Source organism: Micromonospora sp. CA-246542, from assembly GCF_050942905.1.
Classification (GTDB): Bacteria; Actinomycetota; Actinomycetes; order Mycobacteriales; family Micromonosporaceae; genus Micromonospora.
The window spans coordinates 644,140-664,605 of sequence record NZ_CP192040.1; the positions used below are offsets into that span (position 1 = coordinate 644,140).

Below are 20,466 nucleotides of genomic sequence, written 5' to 3' on the forward strand. Positions count from 1 at the left end.
CCGTGGCGTGCCTGTTTCCTCTTCTGCGCACGGGCGCTTCTGGTCGCGGGCATGGTTCGCCTGCTGAAGGTCTTGCTCGTCGGACGGGTTGGCTTATCTGCGTCGGTGGTAGTGGTTGCGGCGTGGGACTTGTTCGGGATCGAGCCACGCAGGTGGGACGAATACTGGGTGGCCGTCACCGCCGAGTCGGACGTGCCAGTCGCTGTGATGGATGTGGCGGTGGTGGTGGCCACAGAGGAGGACGGCGTTGTCGAGGCTGGTTTCGCCCCCGTCTGCCCAGTGTCTGATGTGGTGGGCGTCGCACCAGCGCGGTGGGCGGTCGCAGCCGGGGAATGCGCAACCACGGTCACGTAGGACGAGCGCCCGGCGCAGCGGCCCGGCGATCAGGCGACGTTGTCGACCGACGTCGAGGACCTGTCCGGCGCTGTCGAGGACGGTGGGCAGGATGGCGGCGTCGCAGGCGAGGCGACGCACTGCATCCGGGGTCAGCGTGGGGCCGGTGTCGAGAAAGCCGGCGCTGAGCTGCCGCGTCAGCGTGTCATAGGCGGTGGTGACGACGAGCTGAGCGGAGTCGCCGCCCCTGGTGGGCAGCTCTCCGGTGCGCAGGGCGAGTCGACAGATGTCGGCGAGCGCGTCATGGCGGCGCTGGCCGGGACTGCGTGTGTCGTCGAGGCCGGTTGGTGCGGTCAGTGGATCGATGGCGGCGCGGAGCAGGCCGGCGGTTTCGGCGTCGAGGGTGCCGGTGAGGCGGAGGCGGCCGTCGGTGAGGGTGGAGAGGCTGACGTGGCGGTCGCGGGCGGCGCGCCGGGCTTCGGCGTCGAGGGCGGCCTTGGCGGCGGCGTCGGCGGTCTCGGGCGCGACGTGGTCGAGGATGCGGGTGCTGAGTCTGCGCAGCAGGGTGGGTTCGAATTGCCCGGCCCAGTCGACGAGCACCGTGACGGCCTTGTCGGCGGCTTCCGGGCCGGCGGTAGCGTGAACGGCGGTGACGGTGTCGATGATGACCCGAGCCTGGTCGAGCGTGATGTCGGCGTCGGCCAGTGCCTGTCGTACCGCGGGGTGGCCGGCGTCGAGGGTGCTGGCGAGATCGACGAGGCGGCGGGCCGTCGGGTTGGTGAGGTGGAGGCGTTCGCGCAGCCATATCGCCGTGGACGACGCGCCTTGAGCGATCGCCGTTCCCCTGCCGTCCAACTCTCGAATCAGTGTCAGTTTGACGGCGGCTAGGCGTTGCTCGATGCGGTGTGCGGCGTCGAGCGCGGCGATGAGATCGTCTGCGGGGAGGGCCCAGACCGTCGTGTCGGCGCAGGCCGCGACCACAGCCTCTGCCTGCGTCAACCCTTCCAACATGACCTGAGAATAGAACACCTGTACGACAATTCTACGACCAAGATCGATGCCCGATGCCCGATGCCCGATCGCCCTGGCCGCGCCGAACGGCTGCCTGATTGCCCCGACCACGCCGAACGACCGCCCGGCCGCGCCGACCGCCTGACCGTCGCACCGCCGGGGCCAGTGGTCCCGAACCGCCCCGACTGCCCGAATCGCCCCGACTGGCCCTGACCGCCCCGACTGGCCCTGACTGCCCCGACTGGCCCTGACCGCCCCGACTGGCCCTGACCGCCCCGACTGGCCCTGACCGCCCCGACTGGCCCTGACCGCCCCGACTGGCCCTGACCGTGCCGACTGGTGCCGACTGGCCCACACCGCCCGAGCGGCCCGACCGCCTTATGCCCCGACTGGCCCTGACCGCGCGGACTGGCCCTGACCGCGTCGAGCGGCCTGACCGCCTTACCGCCGCGACCGCCCCGAGCGGCCCGACCGCCCTTACCGCTCGGAGCGGCCCGCGTAGCGGCGGTAGGCCTGGCGCAGGCGTCACTGTCGGCGGATCAGGCCCGGCCCCGCGGTGATGTCGATTTCGCCGTCTTCGACGTCGTGCCCGGCGGCGCAGCGGAGCACCGCGCGGACCGGCTCGCCGCAGTCGTGGTGGGTGGCGCGGATGCCGGGGCCGGCCTCGTCGGCGCTCCAGGTGTCGCCCCAGTTGCGCAGCGCGGTGATGACGGGCAGCAGGTCGTGGCCCTTGCGGGTGAGTTGGTACTCGTGGCGGGTGCGCTGGCCCGGCTCCCGGTAGGGGATCCGTTCGAGGAGGCCGGCGGCGACCATCTCCTTGAGTCGGGCCGCCATGGCGGGCTCGCCGACTCCGACGCGGCGGACGAAGTCGTCGAACCGTCGGGTGCCGAGCAGTGCCTCACGCATGATCAGGATGGTCGAGCGGCTGCCCACGATGTCCATCGCTCGTGCGACGGAGCAATTCTCCATCGACCAGGATTCGCGGTCGTTTCGTAGGTCCTCCATGTGGTCCAGCTTACCTGGCTTGCGTTGACGCTAGCCAGGTAGATCATCCGGAGTTACCCTGGCTTAGCAATACATAAGTCAGCTAACCTTCGACCCGAGGACGTCCAGTGACCACCAGCAGCACGGCCCCGAGCGGCCCTGCCGTCAGCACCCGCGCGGCCGTTCGCGGTTCCCGCCCGGTGACCCTGATCGCCATGTGCCTGGGCGCGATGATCACGTTCCTCCAGATCACCGCCACGGTCTCCGCCCTGACCACCATCCAGGCCGACCTCCGGGTCGATCCCACCACCGTGATCTGGATCCCCAGCGCCTACACCCTGGTCGTGGCGAGCCTGGTGCTGTCCGCCGCCACCCTGGGCAACCGCTACGGGCGCCGGCGCATGTTCGGCGCCGGCATCCTCGCGATGATCGCCGGTGGCGTCGCCGTGGCCAGCGCGCCCACCGTGGGCTGGGTGATCGTCGGGCAGTTGGTCGCCGGCCTCGGCGGCGCCCTGATCCTGCCGAACAGTCTGGCGATCCTCGGCGCGACGTTCACCGACCCGCACCGCCGTACCGAGGTCATCACCGCCTGGTCCGCCGCCTCCGGCATCGGTCTGGCGATCGGCCCGCTGATCGCCGGTGCGCTGCTGCGTCAGCACTCCTGGCACAGCGTCTACCTGTCGACGATCGTGCTCGGCGTGGTCACCCTTGTCGTCACCGCGATCGGGGTGGGCGAGTCGCGGCCCAGCGCGGGCCGACTCGACCTGCCCGGTCTGCTGCTGGGCACCGTCGCCATCGCCGCCGCCGTCTACGCCATGATCCAGGGCGGACGGGACGGCTACACCAGCGGAGTCGTGTCGACCGCCTGGATCGTCTCGGCCGTCGCGCTCGTCGCGTTCGTGCTGATCGAATTGCGCGCCAGCGCGCCGATGCTCGACGTACGGCTGTTCCGTTCGGCGTCGTTCAGCGCCGTCATGGTCGTCGCCGCGGTGTCGCTGTTCGGCTTCACCGGTGTGGCGATCCTGCTCGTCCTCTTCCACGAACGCGCCCAGGCGCTCAGTCCGCTGGACACCGGCTGGCGGATGCTGGTGCTCTTCGGCGCGTACGTCCTCGTGGCCTTCGCCGCCGGGCGGGCCATCCGGCGTACCGGATTCAAGGCGCCGCTCACCCTCGGCCTGGTGCTCGGCGCGGTGGCCGCCTTCGGGCTGGCGGCGCAGGGCCCGACCACGACGTTCGACCACCGCTGGGCGCTGTTCGTGCTGTTCGGCGCCGCCAGCGGTCTGGTGGTGGCGCCGGCGACGGCGGCGGCGCTGGCCAGCGTGGCTCCCGCCCAGGCCGGCATGGCCTCCGGCGCGGTCAACGCCTCACGGCAGGTCGGCTCGGTGCTCGGCTCGTCCCTGCTGGGCACGCTGCTCACCACCACGATGGCGGCCGACCTGCCGGACCGCCTCGCCGCCCACCAGGTGGGCGAACCCACCCGGAGCGCCGTGCAGGCGGCGGTCGCCGCCGGCGCGACCGGCGACCAGCCGCTGCCCCAACCGGTCCGCTCGGCGCTCGCGGAGGCCATGACCTCCGGAGTCCAGGCCGGTCTGCGGGTCAGCGGCATCGTCTTCCTCGTCACCGCCGTCCTCGCGCTCACCCTCATCCGAAACCGCCCCCACCAGCACTGACGCCGGCCGCGCCAGCGCCCAGCGGCCGCTGGCATCAACGCCAGCCGGCCGCGCTGGAGCGCCGGGCGGATCAGCGCCCGCCGGCCGGTCCGGCGCCGGCGCGGGCCGCGTGATCGCCGGCTCGGCCGGTCCGCCGCCGGGCGCGGGCCGCGTGAGCGCCGGGCCGGCGGCGGGCCGCCGTCCCACAAGCACGAGCCGGGGGTACGCGCCAGCGCCCGGCCCCCGATCAGTCGCCGATCGTGTTCAGATCCTCGATCGCGTCGGCCGGCAGCGTCAGGTCGGCCGCGGCGAGGTTCTCCCGCAGGTGTGCCAGCGTCGACGTGCCGGGGATCAGCGCCATGGCGGGGGAGCGCTGCAGCAGCCAGGCCAGGGCGACCTGCTGCGCCGAGGCGCCCACCCGGTCGGCCACGGCGTTGAGTGTGTCGGACTGCAACGGCGTGAACCCGCCGAGGGGGAAGAACGCAGCGAAGGCGATGTTCTCCGCCGCGCACCGGTCGACAAGCGGGTCGTCCTGGCGGTTCGCGAGGTTGTAGAGGTTCTGCACGGTGACCACCGGGGCGATGGCCTGGGCCTCGTCGAGTTGGGCGAGCGTGACGTTGCTGAGCCCCAGGTGTCGGATCAGCCCCTCCTGTCGCAGCTCCGCCAAGGCGCCGAACTGCTCGGAGAGGGGATCGTCGCCGGTGCCCTCGGCCACGCCGACCCGCAGGTTGACCACGTCGAGGACGTCCAGGCCGAGGTGCTGGAGGTTGTCGTGGACCTGGGCCTTCAGCTCGTCCGGTCGGAGCGCGGGAAGCCAGGAGGCGTCGTCGCCGCGCCGCGCGCCGACCTTGGTGACCAGGTGCAGATCGTCGGGGTACGGATGCAGCGCCTCGCGGATCAGCTCGTTGACCACCACCGGGCCGTAGAAGTCGCTGGTGTCGATGTGGCGTACGCCCCGGTCGACCGCCTCGCGGAGCACGGCGAGAGCCTGCGCGTGGTCGCGCGGAGGGCCGAAGACGTGCGGGCCGGCGAGCTGCATCGCGCCGTAGCCCATCCGGCTGAGGGTGAGGCCGTCGGCGGGAGTCAGTGCGCCGCCCGGAAGGTTGTCGCTCATGTCATCCCTCTATCCGTTGTGGTAGCGGTTATGCGCACTACGACTCTCCTTCGGTCTCCGCCCGACTGCCAGGGCGAAGGTGTGCCTGGCAGTGACGCAGCCCGGGACATAAGCTTGACGCAGCGTTGTTTGTGAGTGCACACTTACAAACATGCGATCCACCGCCGAGGCCCGTCGGGCCGTCGTTCTGAACGCCGCCGTGTCGGCCTTCGCGCGTACCGGCTTCCACGCCACGCCGGTCACCGCGGTCGCGGCCGCCGCCGGTATCTCCGAGGCGTACGTCTTCCGGCTCTTCGCCGGAAAGCTGGGGTTGTTCGTGGCGGCGGCCGAGGCGTGCTTCGAGCGGATCGTCGCGGCGTTGGAGATGGGTGCGGAGCGCGCCGGCGACGCCGGCCCGGACGAGATCCTGGACGCGATGGGCCGCGCCTACGCCGAGTTGATCGCCGACCGCGATCTCCTGCTGCTCCAGGTGCAGGCGCAGGCCGTCACGGACGTCCCCGAGGTCGCCGCGGCCGTGCGAGCCGGCTACAAGCGCGTCGCCACCTTCGTGCAGAACCGGTCCGGCGCCGGCGACGCCCAGGTGCAGCAATTCTTCGCGTACGGCCAGCTCTGCCACCTGATCGTGACGGCCGGCCTGGAGCAGGTGCCCGAGCCGTGGGCCCGGGCGCTGACCGCCGGTATCGACCACCCCTGATTCCACGTCCCACCGCGGGCCGCTTCGGCGGCCCACCTTTTCCACCCGAAATATGAGTGAGTGCACACTCACAAACATCATCGAAGGAGAGAAGCGATGACCAGCAGCGGAATGATCACCGAAGTGGTGCTGCCCGGCGTGGTGGAGCCGGACGGGCTCCAGATCAACCGACGCTCCATGCCCGTACCGGCCGCCGGCCAGGCGCTCGTCGAGGTCGAGGCAACCGGAATCTCGTACGCGGAGCAGAGCATGCGCCGGGACCTCTACCCGGGTCAGCCGGCGTTTCCGTTCGTACCCGGCTACGACCTCGTCGGCACCGTCCGCGCGGTGGGGCCGGGAGGGGACGGCTCGCTGGTCGGCACCCGGGTCGCGGTGGTCACCAAGACCGGCGCCTGGACCACGCACGCCGTGGTGGCCGTCGACGACCTGACGCCCGTACCGCCCGGCCTGGATCCGGCTGCGGTCGAGACCGTCGTCGTGAACGGGGTGACCGCCTGGCAGATGCTGGACGGTGCCCGGCTGCGGGCCGGGCAGACCATCCTCGTGCACGGCGCGAACGGCGGTGTGGGGACGGTCCTCGTCCAACTCGCACGCCACCTCGGGCTGCGGGTCATCGGCACCGCGGCCCCGCGACACCACGAGGCGCTACGGGCGCTCGGCGTCGAACCGCTCGACTACCGCACCCCGGACCTGGCCGCACGTGTCCGGGAGTTGTCTCCCGACGGTGTCGATGCCGTCTTCGATCCGGTGGCCGGACCGGGCGTACGCACCTCGTACCGGCTGCTCGCCCCCGGTGGCACGCTCGTCGTCTACGGCAACGCGTCGGCCAACGGTGCCGCACGGTCGATCGTCTGGGTCTTCGTCAAGCTGCTGGCCCGCCTCTACACCTGGAACGCCCTGCCGAACGGCCACCGGGTCGGCTTCTACAACTTCTGGGCCGGCAGTCGCACGCGCGGCGCGGCGTTCCGGCGGCGGCTGCGTGCCGACCTCGGCAGCGTGCTCGACCTGCTCCGGCAGGGCGTGCTCGTGCCGCAGATCGCCGCCCGCTATCCCCTGACCGAGGTCTCCGCCGCGCTGGCCTTCGCGGAGGCCCGCACCCGGCCGGGCAAGGTGGTGCTGGAGCCCTGAACCGGCTCAGTCGGCGTACTCGGCGAGGTGTCCGCGCAGGGTGGCCAGCGCCCGGGTGAGCAGCCGGGAGACGTGCATCTGGGAGACGCCGATCCGCTCGGCGATCTGGGCCTGGGTCAGGTTGCCGTGGAACCGGAGGCTGAGGATCCGGCGCTCGCGGTCGGGCAGCGTGGCGAGCGCCGGGGCGAGGGCGACGCGGAGGTCGACGAGGTCCAGTTCGTGGTCGTCCACCCCGAGGGTGTCGCCGAGTTCCAGGGTTCCGTCGGCGCCCATGGGCGCGGACAGGGACGTCGTCCGGTACGCCCGGGCCCCCTCCAGCCCTTCCAGCACGGCCTCCTCGGAGACGTCGAGGTGGGTGGCGATGTCGGCGACCGTCGGCGAGCGGCCCAGAGTGTGGGTCAAGGTGCTGTTGGCGGCGCTGATCGACAGCCGGAGTTCCTGGAGGCGGCGAGGAACCCGTACGGCCCAGGTGCGGTCCCGGAAGTATCGCTTGATCTCGCCGGCGATGGTGGGGATGGCGTACCCACTGAAGTCGACGCCGCGGGCGGCGTCGAAGTGGTCGACGGCCTTGACGAGACCGACCATGGCGGTCTGCGTCAGGTCATCGTCGGGCACGCCGCGCCCGGAGTAACGGCGGGCCAGGTGGCGGGCGAGCGGCATCCACGCCTCGATGGCGCGGTCGCGCAGGGCCGGTCGGCGCGGATCGTCGGCCGGGGTGGTGACCAGTTCGAGGATGAGATCTTCCGTGTTGGAGGTGCTCCGACGGGTGGTGCCGGTGCCGGTCGTGTGCTCCACAGTGGTGACCATGGGACTGGTCCTCTCCACGGGTGCCCATCAACGAGGTCGACCGGAGTGAGATCCGAACCGGCTGCCGCCGGAGCGCATGGACGGACGGATGCGCTGTCGAGGAGGGGCCACAACCCGGGCCTCGCCACCGCGTCATGTCGTTCACGTGCCGGCCCCGACGTTACCCGAAAGTTCGAGCCATTACTAGCCGAAAGTATGAGTGGGTGAAGGTAGAGGGAGGTCAGGCGCACATTGGCAGTTCGCCTCCGGGCTCCTAGGGTGGTCAGGACACGGGGAGGTGGAACGTGGTCGACGTCGGCGACGCGGCGCGTTGGCTACAGCTCAACGCACCCCGGGGAGGGCCCGACGAGCTGTCGCTCCTCGTCACCCGGGCGGCCCCGGCGATCGGCGCCACCGAGATCGTGATCTACCTGGCCGACTACACGCAGTCCTGCCTCGTGCCCATGCTGGGCGACGGTCTGATCCGGGACGAGTTGACGATCGAGACGACCCTGGCCGGTCGGGCGTTCACGACCCTCGACGTGCAGCGAGCCGCCGAGGCCCCGGATCGGCTCTGGGTGCCTCTGCTGCTCGGCTGTGAGCGGCTCGGTGTCCTGGAGGTCGTGTCGCCGGCCGCGGGTGACCCGGCGTTGGACGGGCCCGCCTGGGAGTTGGCGGTCAACGTCGCCCAGGTTCTGGTGAACCGCCGGCTCTACGGCGATGTCGTCGAGCGGATGCGTCGCCGCCTTCCGATGCAGGTCGCCGCCGAGATCGTGTGGGGACTGCTGCCGCCGCTGACCTTCGCGACCGACGATCTGGTGATCACCGCGATCCTCGAACCGTGCTACGACGTCGGCGGGGACATCTTCGACTACGCGCTGAACGGCGACGTGCTCAGCATCGGGCTCTTCGACACCTGTGGCCACGGCATCAAGGCGAGCAGCCTGGCTTCACTGGTGGTCAGCGCGTACCGCAACGCCCGCCGATCCGGCCTCGACCTCGTCGACACGGCCATCAGCATCGACCGCTGGGTGCGCTCGGAGCACCCGAACTACTTCGCGACCGCGCTGCTCGCCGAGCTGGATCGGCGGACCGGCCGGCTCAGGCTCATCAACGCGGGTCATCCCGGCGCCATGCTGCTGCGCGACGGCAAGGCGATCCGGGAGCTGCCCGGGCCGACCGCGCTGCCGCTCGGCCTCGGTCACCTGTCGAAGAGGCGGCCCCGGGTGTACGAGGAGGAGTTGCACCCGGGAGACCGCGTCCTCGCCTACACCGACGGCATCACCGATGCGCGCGGTGCCGACGGGGAGCGGTTCGGGCTGGACCGGCTCGTCGACTTCGTCAACCGTGCCCTCAACGACAGCCTGCCCAGCCCGGAGACGATGCGGCGGCTGGTGCGCGCGGTCCTCGCCTACCAGGACGAGCAGCTCGACGACGACGCGACGGCCCTGATCCTGGAGTGGCAGCCGCAGCACCTGCCGCTGGGGCACCTGCGCCACGTCACCGCGCCCCACCCCTGACCGTCGAGTGGGATTTTGCACTCCCAGTGCACTTGTCTGGGATTCGGAGGCTGTCTAGCGTCACAGCATGGCTGACTCGTGGACCTTCGCCGTGGCCCGTGACGATCTCTCCCGGACCACGCTCACCGACGGCGACGTGCCCGAGTTGCCCGATGGCGCGGCGCTGCTGCGCGTCGACCGCGTCGGCATCACCGCCAACAACGTGACCTACGCGGTGCTCGGCGGGGCGATGCGCTACTGGGAGTTCTTCCCGCCCGGCCCGCGCGGGCTCGACGCACAGTGGGGGCTCGTGCCGCTGTGGGGATTCGCCGAGGTGGTCGCGTCGACGGTCGCCGACGTCGAGGTGGGCCAACGGGTCTACGGCTATCTACCGTCCGCCGCCCACCTGGTGGTCCGGCCGGACCGGGTGGACGCGTCCGGGTTCCGCGACGCGAGCCCGCACCGCGCCGATCTGCCCTCGCCGTACAACGCGTACCGGGCGACCAACGGCGACCCGGCCTACCGGGCCGAGCAGGAGGATCTGCTGATCCTGTTCCGGCCGCTCTTCTTCACCTCCTTCATGCTGGCCGACCAGGTGGTCGACAACGACTTCTACGGCGCGCGGTCGCTGGTGCTGTCGTCGGCGTCGAGCAAGACGGCGTACGCCGCCGCGTGCGAACTGCACGGCCGCGGCGCGCGCCTGATCGGGCTCACCTCGCCCGGCAACGTCGCCTTCACGCGGTCACTGGGCTGCTACGACGACGTCGTCCCGTACGACGCGATCGACACCCTGGACGTGGTCGACACCGCGTACCTCGACCTGTCCGGTGCGCCCACGACCCGGGCCGCCCTCCGTGCGCACCTCGGCGACCGGCTCGTCCGGGACATCGCCGTCGGGCTCACCACCCAGACGCCCAACGCCGACGCCGCCGGGGAGGTCTTCTTCGCGCCCGTGCAGATGCGCAAGCGCAGCAGGGACTGGGGGCGCGACGGGCTCGACGCGCGGTTCACCGACGCCTGGCAGCGGTTCGTCCCGAAGGTGAGCGGATGGCTCGACGTGCGGGTCGGCCACGGTCCGGAGGCGCTGCGGGACGCCTGGCTCGACGTCCTCGCCGGTCGTACGCCCCCACGGGTGGGCCACGTCGTCCAGTTCTAGCCGTTACGGCACGATGGCGTCGACGTAGCCGCCGTCGACCCGGACCGCCGCGCCCGTCGTCGCGGAGGCGAGCGGAGAGGCGAGGTACGTGACCATGTTGGCGATCTCCTCCGGCTCGATGAGCCGCTGGAGCAGCGACTGCGGCCGGTGCAGCCGCATGAACTCCCGCTGGGCCTCCTCCCACGGGAGGCTGTCGCCGACGAGATCGGCGACGAGGTCCTCTACGCCGCCGGTGTGGGTGGGCCCGGCGAGCACCGAGTTGACGGTTACGCCGGTGCCGGCCGCGGCCTTCGCGAACCCGCGCGAGACGCCGAGCAGGGCGGTCTTCGAGACGCCGTAGTGGATCATTTCGGCGGGGATGACGACGGCCGAGTCGCTGGCGATGTACTGCACCCGTCCCCAACCGCGGTCCATCATCGCCGGCAGGTAGGCGCGGGTCAGCCGGACGCCGGCCAGCACGTTCACCTCGAAGTAGCGACGCCACTCGTCGTCCGAGATCTCCAACGGCTCGGTCGGTCCGAAGACGCCGAGGTTGTTGACCAGGATGTCGACGCTGGGCAGCAGGTCGAGCGTACGAGCCGTACCCTCGTCGGTCGACACGTCCGCGTCGACCTCGACGACCTCCGCGCCGGGGACCTCGTCGCGCAGCGCCTTCGCCGCCCGCTCCACGCTGGCGGCGGTACGGCCGTTCACGGCCACCCGCGCCCCGGCCCGGGCGAGCCCGACCGTGATGGCCGCGCCGATTCCCTGGGTCGAGCCGGTGACCAGCGCGGTCCTACCGGCGAGATCGATCTGAACCGTCATGTCCCGTCCCCGTCCTTGCGCACCGCACCCGCTTGCCGCAGCCTCGACCGTAACGGTGTCGGCCGGAGCCGGCAGGGTGAGTCGGACAGATCACGCCCGACGCCCGCGGCCGGTGTCCGGTCCGAGCAGAAAACCGTAATGTGACCTGCCACCGCTCGTCTCCGATCAGGAGGCGGTCAGCGCGCACAGGCGCTGGTCGGACCGAGCGCACAAGGAGTGGAACCCATGTCGTCAGCCGGTCGGGCAGTTGCCGATCCCGGGTTGGTCGTCGCGGCGCGACAGGGCGACCGGCGCGCTCTCGACGACCTCGTGGCGGCCTCGCTTCCGCTGGTCTACAACATCGTCGGGCGTGCGCTGCGCGGTCACGCCGACGTCGACGACGTGGTCCAGGAGACGTTGGTACGGGTGATCCGGCACCTGCCCACCCTCAACGACCCGGCGGCGTACCGGTCCTGGCTGGTGGCGATCACCATCCGGCAGGTACGCGACTGGGACCAGCGCCGACGGCTCGCCCTCAACCGGGACGCCGGGCTGGACGCGATCCACAACGTGCCCGACCCCGCCTCCGACTTCGCCGGAATGACGATCCTCCGGCTCGGCCTCACCGACCAGCGACGTGAGGTCGCCGAGGCCACCCGGTGGCTCGATCCGGACGACCAGGAACTGCTGTCGCTGTGGTGGTTGGAGGAGACCGGCGAGCTGACGCGTACCGAGATCGCCGAGGCCGCGAATCTGTCGCCGGGGCACGTCGCGGTACGCATCCACCGGATGAAGGAGCAGATCCAGAGCGCCCGCGGGGTCGTCCGCGCGCTGCACGAACGACCCGGGTGTCCGGACCTGCACGCCGTGACGGCCGAGTGGGACGGCAACCCGAGCCCGCTGTGGCGCAAGCGGTTGGGCCGCCACGTCCGTGACTGTGCGTTCTGCGGTCACCTGGGCGCCGCCTTCCTGCCGATCGACCGGCTGCTCGCGGGGATGTCGCTGCTGCCGCTGCCGGCCGGCCTCAGCGCCCACCTCCCGCAGGCGACCGCGCCCATGACCGTCGCACCGGCTGTCGGGTCGTCGTCGAAGGTCGCCGGCCTGGCGGCGCACGCGCCAAGTGGCCTGCTGCCGTCCCTCGCGGCTTCGGTGGCGGTGGCGGTCACCGCGGTCACCGCGTTGGTGGTGCTCCTGCCGGCTGATCCGGCCGCCGCGCCACAGGCCGCGCCCTCCTGGGCCGCAGCGCCGCCCGCCTCGCCCACCGTGGTCCCCTCGCCGAGCAAGGCTCCGTCACCGAGCGTTCGTCCGTCGCCCTCGAAGGCGCCGGTGGTGCCGGCGGTCAGCTCCGCGCGCAAGGGCGTCGGGGTGTGGAACTTCGCGGGCGCGAGTCAGGCGTTGGCCAACTCGAAGGCCGGTTGGTACTACACCTGGGGCACCCAGCATCCCGGCATCACCACTCCCAAGGGGGCGGCGTTCGTTCCCATGATCCGCAGCGCGGAGAACGTCAACGCCGGAGAACTGGCCCGAGCCCGGGCCGCCGGGCCCTACCTGCTCGGCTTCAACGAGCCGGACCTGCCCGAGCAGGCCAACATGACCGTCGACCAGGCGCTGGACCTGTGGCCGCAACTGATGGCGACCGGCAGCAAACTGAGCAGTCCGGCGGTCGCCTGGGGCGGCGCGGATCCGCAGGGTTGGCTGGGCAGGTTCATGGCCGGCGCCCAGGCCCGGGGTCACCGCGTCGACTTCATCGCCCTGCACTGGTACGGCGGCGACTTCACGACGGCCGCGGCCGTGGACCAGCTCCGGCAGTACCTGCAAGCCGTCTACCAGCGGTACAAGAAGCCGATCTGGCTGACCGAGTTCGCGCTGATCCGCTACGACGGCGGGGGTCAGGTGTTCCCCACTCAGGAGCAGCAGGCCGCCTTCCTCACCGCGGCCACCAGCATGCTCGGCCAACTCTCCTACGTGCAGCGGTACGCCTGGTTCGGCCTGCCCGCGACCGACAAGGACAAGTCCGGGTTGTTCAGCGACGGTTCCAAGGCGACGGCTGTCGGCCGCGCGTTCCAGGCCGCGCGCTGATGACCGGTTCCGCGCTCAAGACCCCCGCCTGGCGGATCGCCGGCGTCGCCGTGACCCTGGCCGCGACGACGCTGGCCGTCGGTCTGACCTGGAACGCGAGCCGCACCGACCAACCCGCCGCGCCCGCGTCGTCAGCTCCCGCGCCGGCCGCGTCGGTGCTGCTCAACGGCACCGACGACGCCTTCATCCAACTGCTGCTCCCGATGGACGAGGGCGTCCTCGCGCTGATCGACCATCTCGACGCCCGTCCGTCGGCCACCGACCCCGCGCTGCGCGCCATCCTCGGTGACATCCGGACGGCGCACCGGTCCGAGGCGTCGGAGCTGCGAAGTCTGCTGGCCGCCGGCAACGTCCCCGAACAGAACATCCACGAGGGGCACCAGATGCCCGGCATGGTGACGGACGACCGTCTCGCCGAGCTACGTGCCGCCCCCGACACCGAGGTGCCGTCCCGGGCGGTGGGTCTGCTCCGGGCGCATCTCGAGCAGACGGTGGTGCTGTGCCGGGGCGAGCAGAACGCCGGGGGCAGCCCGGAGGCGCGGGCGCTCGCCGGCCGGATCCAGGCGACGCGGGCCGCCGAGCTGAGCGCTCTGGCCGGTCGCCCCGGCGCTGCCGGCGATGCGGACCACTGACCTGTACGACACCGTCGGGGTCCGGCGCGGGTGTCGCGGGCTGCCCATCGTGCCGCGACGACCGGGTACGCGGACAGCGTCCGGCGAGGTCGTACCGGTGGGGCAGGGTCACCCCGCCGAGGTGCCGCGACCACACCGACGGCGGGCTGGCGCGGTGGGCACCGCCGGGCCACGGGTAACGCCACCCTGGTCCGGGCGAGCGCGCTGGTGGGCCTGGGGTGGCTGCTCGCGATCCTCGCCGCGCCGCACGTCACCCTCTCCCCGGGCGGGCGGATGCTCGCCCTCTTCTGCCACCTGACCTGCCTGGTGGTGGGCTTCGGCGCGGTGTTGACGGTGGACTGGTTCAGCCTGCGCTGGCTGCTGCGTCGCGAACCGCTCGACGCCGTGCTGAACGCGGCACGGGCGGCTCACCCGCTCATCTGGCTGGGCCTCGTCGGTCTCGTGGTCAGCGGCGCGGCACTGGGACCGGACACGTCCTCCGCGCTGGTGTGGGTCAAGCTGGTCGCGGTGCTCGTCGTCGGCGTCAACGGGCTCTTCCTCGGCCGGGTACGGGATCGACTCGTCGCGGCCCAGGACGGCCCACGCTGGTCCGCTCTGCTGCCCGGCGTCGCCGCCGCCCTCACCTCCCAGCTCGGCTGGTGGGCCGCGACGCTGATCGGCTTCCTCAGCGCGAATCGCTGATCCGGTGGTCAGGCGGCCGGGTGGTCGGCCTCGAAGCGGGACCGGGTGAGGAACGCGAGCTGGGCGCGCTTGTCCGGCATGTCGATCTCGGCGTCGAAGGTGAACCCCTCGATCTCCAAGCGGCGCAGCGCGACGTGGTTGCGGACGTCCGGCTCGACGACGATCCGCCGCGCGGCCGGGTCGCGGAACAGGAACCGCGCCAGGGCTGGACCGACCGCGTCGGTGAGGCCACGGGCGAGGTGCCGGGCCGGGCTGAGCAGCAGGTGCATCCCGATGTCGCCGGGCTGTACGACGTACCGCTCGCCGACCGGGTCCGCCTCGGGCTGGTAGGTCTGGAACAGGCCGACCGGCTCCCCGTCGACGCGGATCAGGTGCGCGTGGTGCGTGGGCAGGCCGTCGACGAAGGTGTAGATCTCGCGGACCTGGTCGAGGGTGTGTGTCCCCATGCCCCAGAACGAGTTCCGGGGCAGCGTGACCCAGCGGTGCAGGAGCGCCGCGTCCCGGGCGGGCGCCACGGGCGTCAGCGTGAACTCGCCGAGGCCGGTGATCTTCTCCTGGTATGTCATGTCGTGCTCCTTTGCTGCTGCGGGCTGGGATGGCGCGAGGGGGACGCGCGTTCCGCCTGCGGCGAAGGTAGGTTAGCCTGCCCTAACAAAGGTTCGCCTTACCTGGAGGGGTGCGTGAAGCGGAACTGGGAAGCCCTGGTCCTCAAGGCCATGGGAGGCCGGGACTTTCAGTTGACGGTGCGGGCCACCGAGTCGGTGGACGGGCACTACCAGCGGCTGCTCCTGGACGACGGCGGCCTACTGGCGGCGTGCGGCGTCCACCCCACGATGTGGGTCCGACTGTGGTTCGACAACGACGGGCGGGCGCACCAGCGGGCGTACACGCTTGTCGACCCCGACCCGGCCACCGGCCGGTTCAGTCTCGAATTCGCCATCCACGACGGCTGCGCCGCCCGCTGGGCGACCTCGGCGCGGGTGGGCGACACCATCGTCGCCACCGTGCAGGGCACCGCCTTCGCGTTGCCCGACCCCGCGCCGGAGCACCTCTACCTCGTCGGCGACGCGGCCTCGCTGCCGGCGGTCAACAGCCTGCTCGACGCCGGCGCCGACATTCCGGCGACGATCTGGCTCGAGTACGCCCACGAGGGCGAGAAGGCCCTCGCGCCGCGCGCCCGGGCACACCACGACGTGACCTGGGTGCCCCGGGACGCCGACGGCCAGCACCTCGTCGACACCGTCCGCTCCGATCTGCCGGCCAACGACGCGGCCCACTACTGGGTCGCCTGCGAGGCGGCCACCACCCGGGGCCTCACCCGGCACATCCGCCGGACGTTGGGCGTGGACAAGGACCGGCTGACCTCGCTCGGCTACTGGAGAGCCCCGTGAGAGGCCGGCTCGGCACCCTCACCGCGCTGTACGTCACCCAGTACCTCGGCATCGGCTTCATCACCGTCGGACTGACCGCCATCCTGCGCGACGGCGGCACCGCCGTGGACGCGACCGGGCGCAGGTCGACCGGCGTACAGGCGGCGGTGTGACGCTCACCCAGCCGGTCGCCGTACCCACGGCGTCGGTCCGCCCACCACACCGCTGGCTCGTCCTGGCCGTGCTCTGCGTCGCCCAGCTCGTCGTGGTGCTGGACAACACGGTGCTGACCGTGGCGGTGCCCGTGCTCACCCGCGAGCTGGGCGCCAGCACCGCCGACGCGCAGTGGATGATCAACGCGTACGCCCTGGCCCTGTCCGGGCTGCTGCTCACGGCCGGCGCGGCCGCGGACCGGTACGGCCGACGCCGGATGCTGCTCGCCGGGCTCGTCCTGTTCGGACTCGGCTCGCTGGCGGCGGGCCTCGCGAGCAGCAGCGGTCAGTTGATCGCCGCACGGGCCGGGATGGGCGTCGGCGGGGCGCTGCTGGTCACGTCGACGCTCGCGGTGGCGATGCAGGTCTTCGACGGGCCCGAACGCTCCCGGGCCATCGGCATCTGGGCCGCCACCAGCGCGTTCGGCTTCGCGGTCGGGCCGCCGATCGGTGGCGCCATCCTGGCCCACCTGCCGTGGGGTGCCATCTTCCTGCTGAACGTGCCGATCGTGCTGGTCTGCCTGCTCGTCGGGCGGGCGCTCGTCCCCGAGTCCCGCGGCACGGCCGGGGGCCGCCTCGACGGGTGGGGCGCCGCGCTCTCCACCGCGGGGCTGACCGCGGTCGTCTTCGCGATCATCGCCGGGCCGGAACGGGGCTGGGCCTCGATCGAGGTGGTCGGCACGGCGGGTGCCGGCGTACTCCTGCTCGGCTGGTTCGTCCGCTGGGAGCGGCGGATCGCCCACCCCATGCTGGACCTGCACTTCTTCCGCAACCGGCAGTTCGTCGGCGCGGTGTCCGGGGTCGTCCTGGTCACCTTCGGGGCGACCGGCGCGCTGTTCCTGCTGACCCAGCACCTCCAGTTCGTCCGTGGCTATCCGGCCTGGGAGGCGGGCCTGCGCATGGCCCCCTTCGCACTGTCCATCGTGCTGCTCAACGTCAGTGGGGTGGCGGCCGCCGTGATCCGCCGTCTCGGGCTGGCCGCCGCCATCGCCGTCGGCATGACCCTGCTCGCGGCCGGCCTCGCGGCGGTGACCCTCCGGTCCGACGCCGGGTACGGGGTACTGCTCGCTGGCCTGCTCGTCATGGGCGTGGGCTGCGCACTGGCCAACCCGGCGATCGTGGAGGCGGTGATGAGCGCGATCCCGGCCGAGAAGGCCGGTGCCGGCGCCGGAGTGGACGGGACCATGACCGAGGTCGGCAGCAGCCTCGGCATCGCCGTACTCGGCGCCGTCCTGAACGCTCGGTTCGCGGCGCTGCTGCCCGCCGCGCTGGCCGGCGCGGACTCGTTCCCGGCGGCGCTCGCCGCCGCGCGGGAGGGACCGCAGCGGGCGGAGGTGACCAGCGCCTTCGCCTCCGCGCTGGAGACGGGGCAACTGGTCGGCGCCGCCGCGGTCCTGGCCGGTGGTCTGCTGGCCGCCGCACTGCTGCGCCGCGCGGACACCGCACAGACGTTGACGGCCGGCAGCCAGGCCAACAGCTAGGCCGGCGGCTCGACCGCCTCGGCGAGCACCTCCAGCACGTGCCGGTACGGCTGCCCGGTTGCCCGACTCATGCCCATCTCGCAGGTGCGGTTGCAGGAGGCGTACGCGTCGTGCGGGCGCTCGTTGACCTCGGCGGCCTGGGCGGCGGTCGCGCCGGCGGTGACCTCGGGGTGCAGCAGTCCCCGGTCACCGGCGAAGGCGCAGCAGCCCCAACTGTCCGGCACAGTCACCGTGTCGGCGACCGCCCGGGCCACCGCGTGCAGATCGTCGACGCCGTCGAGGTGCACGGTCGAGCAGGTGGGGTGCAGCGCGAGCGAACCGAGTCGCCGGGCCTCGGGCAGCGCCGGCAGCAGGTGCCGCGCGGTGAAGGTGACGCTGTCGACGAAGCGCAGCCCGGCGTACCGCAACCGGTCTTCCTCGGCGAGCGCGGCGGTCAACTGAGCGAGGCCGTGGGTGCAGGACGACGCGTCGCAGACGACGGGCAGCCGGCCCTGGTCGCTGGCGGCCCAGAGCACGGCCAGGGTGCGCTCGGCCATCTCGCGGTGCCCGGCCGGGTAGCCCTTGGACTGCCAGGGCGTTCCGCAGCACAGACCCGCCGTGCCGGCCGGTACGACCACCGGCACCCCGGCCAGGTCGCACAGGCGCAGGAACGCCGCCGCCGAGCCGCCGGACGGACCATCCTGGGCCGCGAAGACGCTGCCGATGCAGGCCGCGAAGAACACCGCCTGAGCGTCCGGCGCGCTGCGCGGCGTCGGACGGGACGCTCCGGCCCGGGGGATGTCGTCGCTCCACTGTGGTACGAGTTCGGTGCCGCCGAGGGACCGGAGCACCCCGGTGGCGGCGCGGACCACCGGCGTCGGGGTGACGTGCGCGGTGTTCAGCCCGACCCGGACGCCGGTCATGGCGGCCTTCCAGTGCCGGGCGACACCGGCGGCGGTGCGCTGGGCGCGAGGGCTGTGCCGCTCGGCGCGCAGCCGCTTCATCGCAGCGCCGGTGTCGATGCCGACCGGGCAGGCGGTGACGCAGAGACTGTCGGCGGCGCAGGTGTCCACCGCCGCGTACGCGTAGTCGTCGGTCAACTCCCGGCGGCGCTCCTCGTCACCGGCGGCGGTGGCGAGGGCGATCTGCCGTTGCAGCACGATTCGCTGCCGGGGTGTGGTGGTGACGTCGGCGGTGGGGCAGACCGGCTCGCAGTAGCCGCACTCCACGCAGGCGTCCAACTCCTCGTCCACCGTCGGGACGGCCTTGAGCTGCCGCAGGTGCACGCTCGGGTCGTCGTTGAGCAGCACACCCGGATTGAGCAGGCCGGTCGGGTCGCACAGCCGCTTCAGCTCGCGCATGACGTCGTACAGCTCGTCGCCGTACTGGCGGCGGACGAAGGGTGCCATGGCCCGGCCGGTGCCGTGCTCGGCCTTGAGGGTGCCGCCCTCGGCGAGCACGAGGTCGACCATGTCGTCGGTGAACCGCGCGTAGCGGTCGATCTCGGCCGGCGTGTCGAAGGACTGGGTGAGCATGAAGTGCAGGTTGCCGTCGCGGGCGTGTCCGAAGATCACCGCGTCGCCGTAGCCGTGCCGCTCGAACAGGTCGATCAGGCCGTCGCAGGTGCCGGTGAGGCGGGACATCGGCACCGCGATGTCCTCCAGCAGGGCCGTGGTGCCGGGCGGGCGGGCCCCGGCGACCGCCGTGTAGAGGCCCTTGCGCAGGTGCCAGAGCTTGGCCCGCTCGCGCGGGTCACGGGTCAGCTCGGTGCCGGTGACGGCGGGCAGCCGGTCGAGCACCGACCGGGCGTCGGCGAGCGTCGCGGCCAGGTGCTCCGCGCTGTCCTCGGCGAACTCCACCAGCAGCGCCGCGTGACCGGTGACGGTCAGCCCGCGCAGGGTCGCGTTCGCGCCGGGGTCGCGCTGGCTGACCCGCAGCGCGGCCGCGTCCAGCAGTTCGGCGGTACGTGCGCCGGCGGCGAGCAGGGCGGGCAGCGCGTCGGTGGCGTCGGTGAGACCGGGCAGGATGAGCAGGCCGGTGGCGGCATGGGGGTGGATCTCGACGGTACGGAAGACCGCCTCGGCGACGAAGCCGAGCGTGCCCTCGCTGCCGATCATCAGGTGGGCGAGCATGTCGACCGGGCTGCTGTGGTCGAGCAGCGAGTTCAGGCCGTACCCCATGGTGTTCTTCATCGCGAACAGCCGCTCGACGGTGGACCGCGAGCCGGGGTCGGACCGCACCCGGTCGCGCAGCCGCAGCAGCCCGGCGTGCAGCTCGGGTTCGGCGGCGCGCAGCCGCACGTCGGCGTCGCGGGCGGCGGAGTCGACGACCGTGCCGGACGGCAGCACGAAACGCAGCGACTCCATCGTGCGGTACGCGTTGTCGGTGGTGCCGCAGGTCATCCCGCTGGAGTTGTTGGCCACCATGCCGCCCACCGTGCAGGCGGCCTCGCTGGCCGGGTCCGGGCCGAGCCGGCGGCCGTAGCGGGCCAGCCGGGCGTTGGCCTGCCGGATCGTCAGCCCCGGTTGGAGCCGGATGCGCCGCCCGTCGTCGAGCACCTCCGCGTCGCGCCAGTCGGTGCGCACGTCGACCAGGACCCCCGCGCCGCCGGCCTGCCCGGCGAGGCTGGTGCCGCCGCCGCGCAGGGTCAGCGGCACCCCGGCCTCCCGCGCGCCGGCCATCAGCGCGCCCACCTCGGCCGCCGACGCGGCGCGGACCACCGCCTGCGGCTCGAACAGGTACGGCGAGGCGTCGTGCGCAGCCGCAAGCCGCCGGGGCAGTTCGGCGCTGACCCGGCTCGGGTCGTCGAGGCGGGAGCGCAGCAGGTCGGCGACCTCGCGGGCGCGGACGCCGGCGGCGGTCGGCGCGGGTACGACGGTGCTCATTGGACGGCTC

The 20,466-nt window shown here is 72.4% G+C and carries 18 protein-coding genes; 11 read left to right on the forward strand and 7 right to left on the reverse strand.

Annotated features, from left to right (window positions below; genetic code table 11):
• Positions 1 to 93: 93 nt before the first annotated feature.
• Both ACQP0N_RS03105 and ACQP0N_RS03110 read right to left on the reverse strand, forming a co-directional pair.
• A complete protein-coding gene (locus tag ACQP0N_RS03105; RefSeq protein WP_433121383.1) occupies positions 94 to 1,344 on the reverse strand; it encodes a DUF222 domain-containing protein in 1,251 nt (416 codons plus the stop codon).
• 525 nt (positions 1,345 to 1,869) lie between these two features.
• Positions 1,870 to 2,349 (reverse strand): winged helix-turn-helix transcriptional regulator, encoded by a 480-nt coding sequence (locus ACQP0N_RS03110; protein WP_355049105.1) that lies wholly within the window; start codon positions 2,347 to 2,349, stop codon positions 1,870 to 1,872.
• Positions 2,350 to 2,456: 107 nt separating this feature from the next.
• Between ACQP0N_RS03110 and ACQP0N_RS03115 the strand changes: the two genes are divergently transcribed.
• The gene (locus ACQP0N_RS03115; protein ID WP_433117399.1) at positions 2,457 to 3,998 is read left to right on the forward strand and encodes an MFS transporter; all 1,542 of its coding nucleotides are present in this window, start codon (positions 2,457 to 2,459) and stop codon (positions 3,996 to 3,998) included.
• Positions 3,999 to 4,224: 226 nt separating this feature from the next.
• Here the strand turns inward: ACQP0N_RS03115 and ACQP0N_RS03120 are convergent, their stop codons facing one another.
• Positions 4,225 to 5,091 carry an oxidoreductase gene (locus ACQP0N_RS03120; protein WP_433117401.1) on the reverse strand — a complete coding sequence of 289 codons (867 nt, stop codon included), beginning with the start codon at positions 5,089 to 5,091 and terminating at the stop codon, positions 4,225 to 4,227.
• A 151-nt stretch (positions 5,092 to 5,242) separates the two neighbouring features.
• On the opposite strand from ACQP0N_RS03120, the gene ACQP0N_RS03125 reads away from it, so the two are divergent.
• Both ACQP0N_RS03125 and ACQP0N_RS03130 read left to right on the forward strand, forming a co-directional pair.
• On the forward strand, positions 5,243 to 5,785 hold the full coding sequence (locus ACQP0N_RS03125; RefSeq protein WP_433117403.1) for a TetR/AcrR family transcriptional regulator: 543 nt from the start codon (positions 5,243 to 5,245) through the stop codon (positions 5,783 to 5,785).
• A 96-nt stretch (positions 5,786 to 5,881) separates the two neighbouring features.
• On the forward strand, positions 5,882 to 6,913 hold the full coding sequence (locus ACQP0N_RS03130; protein ID WP_433117405.1) for a medium chain dehydrogenase/reductase family protein: 1,032 nt from the start codon (positions 5,882 to 5,884) through the stop codon (positions 6,911 to 6,913).
• 6 nt (positions 6,914 to 6,919) lie between these two features.
• On the opposite strand, the gene ACQP0N_RS03135 is transcribed toward ACQP0N_RS03130, so the two are convergent.
• Positions 6,920 to 7,720 (reverse strand): RNA polymerase sigma factor SigF, encoded by an 801-nt coding sequence (locus ACQP0N_RS03135; RefSeq protein ID WP_433117407.1) that lies wholly within the window; start codon positions 7,718 to 7,720, stop codon positions 6,920 to 6,922.
• A 284-nt stretch (positions 7,721 to 8,004) separates the two neighbouring features.
• On the opposite strand from ACQP0N_RS03135, the gene ACQP0N_RS03140 reads away from it, so the two are divergent.
• Positions 8,005 to 9,219, forward strand: a complete 1,215-nt coding sequence (locus ACQP0N_RS03140) for a PP2C family protein-serine/threonine phosphatase (protein ID WP_433117409.1) — start codon at positions 8,005 to 8,007, stop codon at positions 9,217 to 9,219.
• Between the two features lie 67 nt (positions 9,220 to 9,286).
• The gene (locus ACQP0N_RS03145; RefSeq protein ID WP_433117411.1) at positions 9,287 to 10,354 is read left to right on the forward strand and encodes a DUF2855 family protein; all 1,068 of its coding nucleotides are present in this window, start codon (positions 9,287 to 9,289) and stop codon (positions 10,352 to 10,354) included.
• A 3-nt stretch (positions 10,355 to 10,357) separates the two neighbouring features.
• Here the strand turns inward: ACQP0N_RS03145 and ACQP0N_RS03150 are convergent, their stop codons facing one another.
• On the reverse strand, positions 10,358 to 11,158 hold the full coding sequence (locus ACQP0N_RS03150; protein ID WP_355049097.1) for an SDR family NAD(P)-dependent oxidoreductase: 801 nt from the start codon (positions 11,156 to 11,158) through the stop codon (positions 10,358 to 10,360).
• A gap of 225 nt (positions 11,159 to 11,383) precedes the next feature.
• Here ACQP0N_RS03150 and ACQP0N_RS03155 point away from each other — a divergent pair, with 225 nt between their 5' ends.
• From ACQP0N_RS03155 to ACQP0N_RS03165, 3 genes are read left to right on the forward strand one after another with little or no spacing between them, the layout of a single operon-like run.
• The gene (locus ACQP0N_RS03155) at positions 11,384 to 13,216 is read left to right on the forward strand and encodes a sigma-70 family RNA polymerase sigma factor (RefSeq protein WP_433117413.1); all 1,833 of its coding nucleotides are present in this window, start codon (positions 11,384 to 11,386) and stop codon (positions 13,214 to 13,216) included.
• Positions 13,216 to 13,848, forward strand: a complete 633-nt coding sequence (locus ACQP0N_RS03160) for a DUF305 domain-containing protein (RefSeq protein ID WP_433117415.1) — start codon at positions 13,216 to 13,218, stop codon at positions 13,846 to 13,848. Before ACQP0N_RS03155 ends, ACQP0N_RS03160 begins: the two co-directional genes overlap by 1 nt.
• Positions 13,849 to 13,878: 30 nt before the next feature.
• A complete protein-coding gene (locus ACQP0N_RS03165; RefSeq protein ID WP_433117417.1) occupies positions 13,879 to 14,529 on the forward strand; it encodes a hypothetical protein in 651 nt (216 codons plus the stop codon).
• An 8-nt stretch (positions 14,530 to 14,537) separates the two neighbouring features.
• Here ACQP0N_RS03165 and ACQP0N_RS03170 read toward each other — a convergent pair whose 3' ends face one another.
• Positions 14,538 to 15,095, reverse strand: coding sequence for a GNAT family N-acetyltransferase (locus ACQP0N_RS03170; RefSeq protein WP_433117419.1), 558 nt, complete (start codon positions 15,093 to 15,095; stop codon positions 14,538 to 14,540).
• A gap of 114 nt (positions 15,096 to 15,209) precedes the next feature.
• Here ACQP0N_RS03170 and ACQP0N_RS03175 point away from each other — a divergent pair, with 114 nt between their 5' ends.
• Genes ACQP0N_RS03175 through ACQP0N_RS03185 form a run of 3 tightly spaced genes read left to right on the forward strand, consistent with a single transcriptional unit; the run spans position 15,210 to position 17,592 of the window.
• Entirely contained in the window at positions 15,210 to 15,920 is a 711-nt protein-coding gene (locus ACQP0N_RS03175) for a siderophore-interacting protein (RefSeq protein WP_433117422.1), read from the forward strand.
• Positions 15,917 to 16,072, forward strand: a complete 156-nt coding sequence (locus ACQP0N_RS03180) for a hypothetical protein (protein WP_433117424.1) — start codon at positions 15,917 to 15,919, stop codon at positions 16,070 to 16,072. Before ACQP0N_RS03175 ends, ACQP0N_RS03180 begins: the two co-directional genes overlap by 4 nt.
• Entirely contained in the window at positions 16,069 to 17,592 is a 1,524-nt protein-coding gene (locus ACQP0N_RS03185; protein ID WP_433117426.1) for an MFS transporter, read from the forward strand. Before ACQP0N_RS03180 ends, ACQP0N_RS03185 begins: the two co-directional genes overlap by 4 nt.
• On the opposite strand, the gene ACQP0N_RS03190 is transcribed toward ACQP0N_RS03185, so the two are convergent.
• Entirely contained in the window at positions 17,589 to 20,456 is a 2,868-nt protein-coding gene (locus ACQP0N_RS03190; RefSeq protein WP_433117428.1) for an FAD-binding and (Fe-S)-binding domain-containing protein, read from the reverse strand. The genes ACQP0N_RS03185 and ACQP0N_RS03190 overlap by 4 nt on opposite strands.
• Between the last annotated feature and the right edge of the window lie 10 nt (positions 20,457 to 20,466).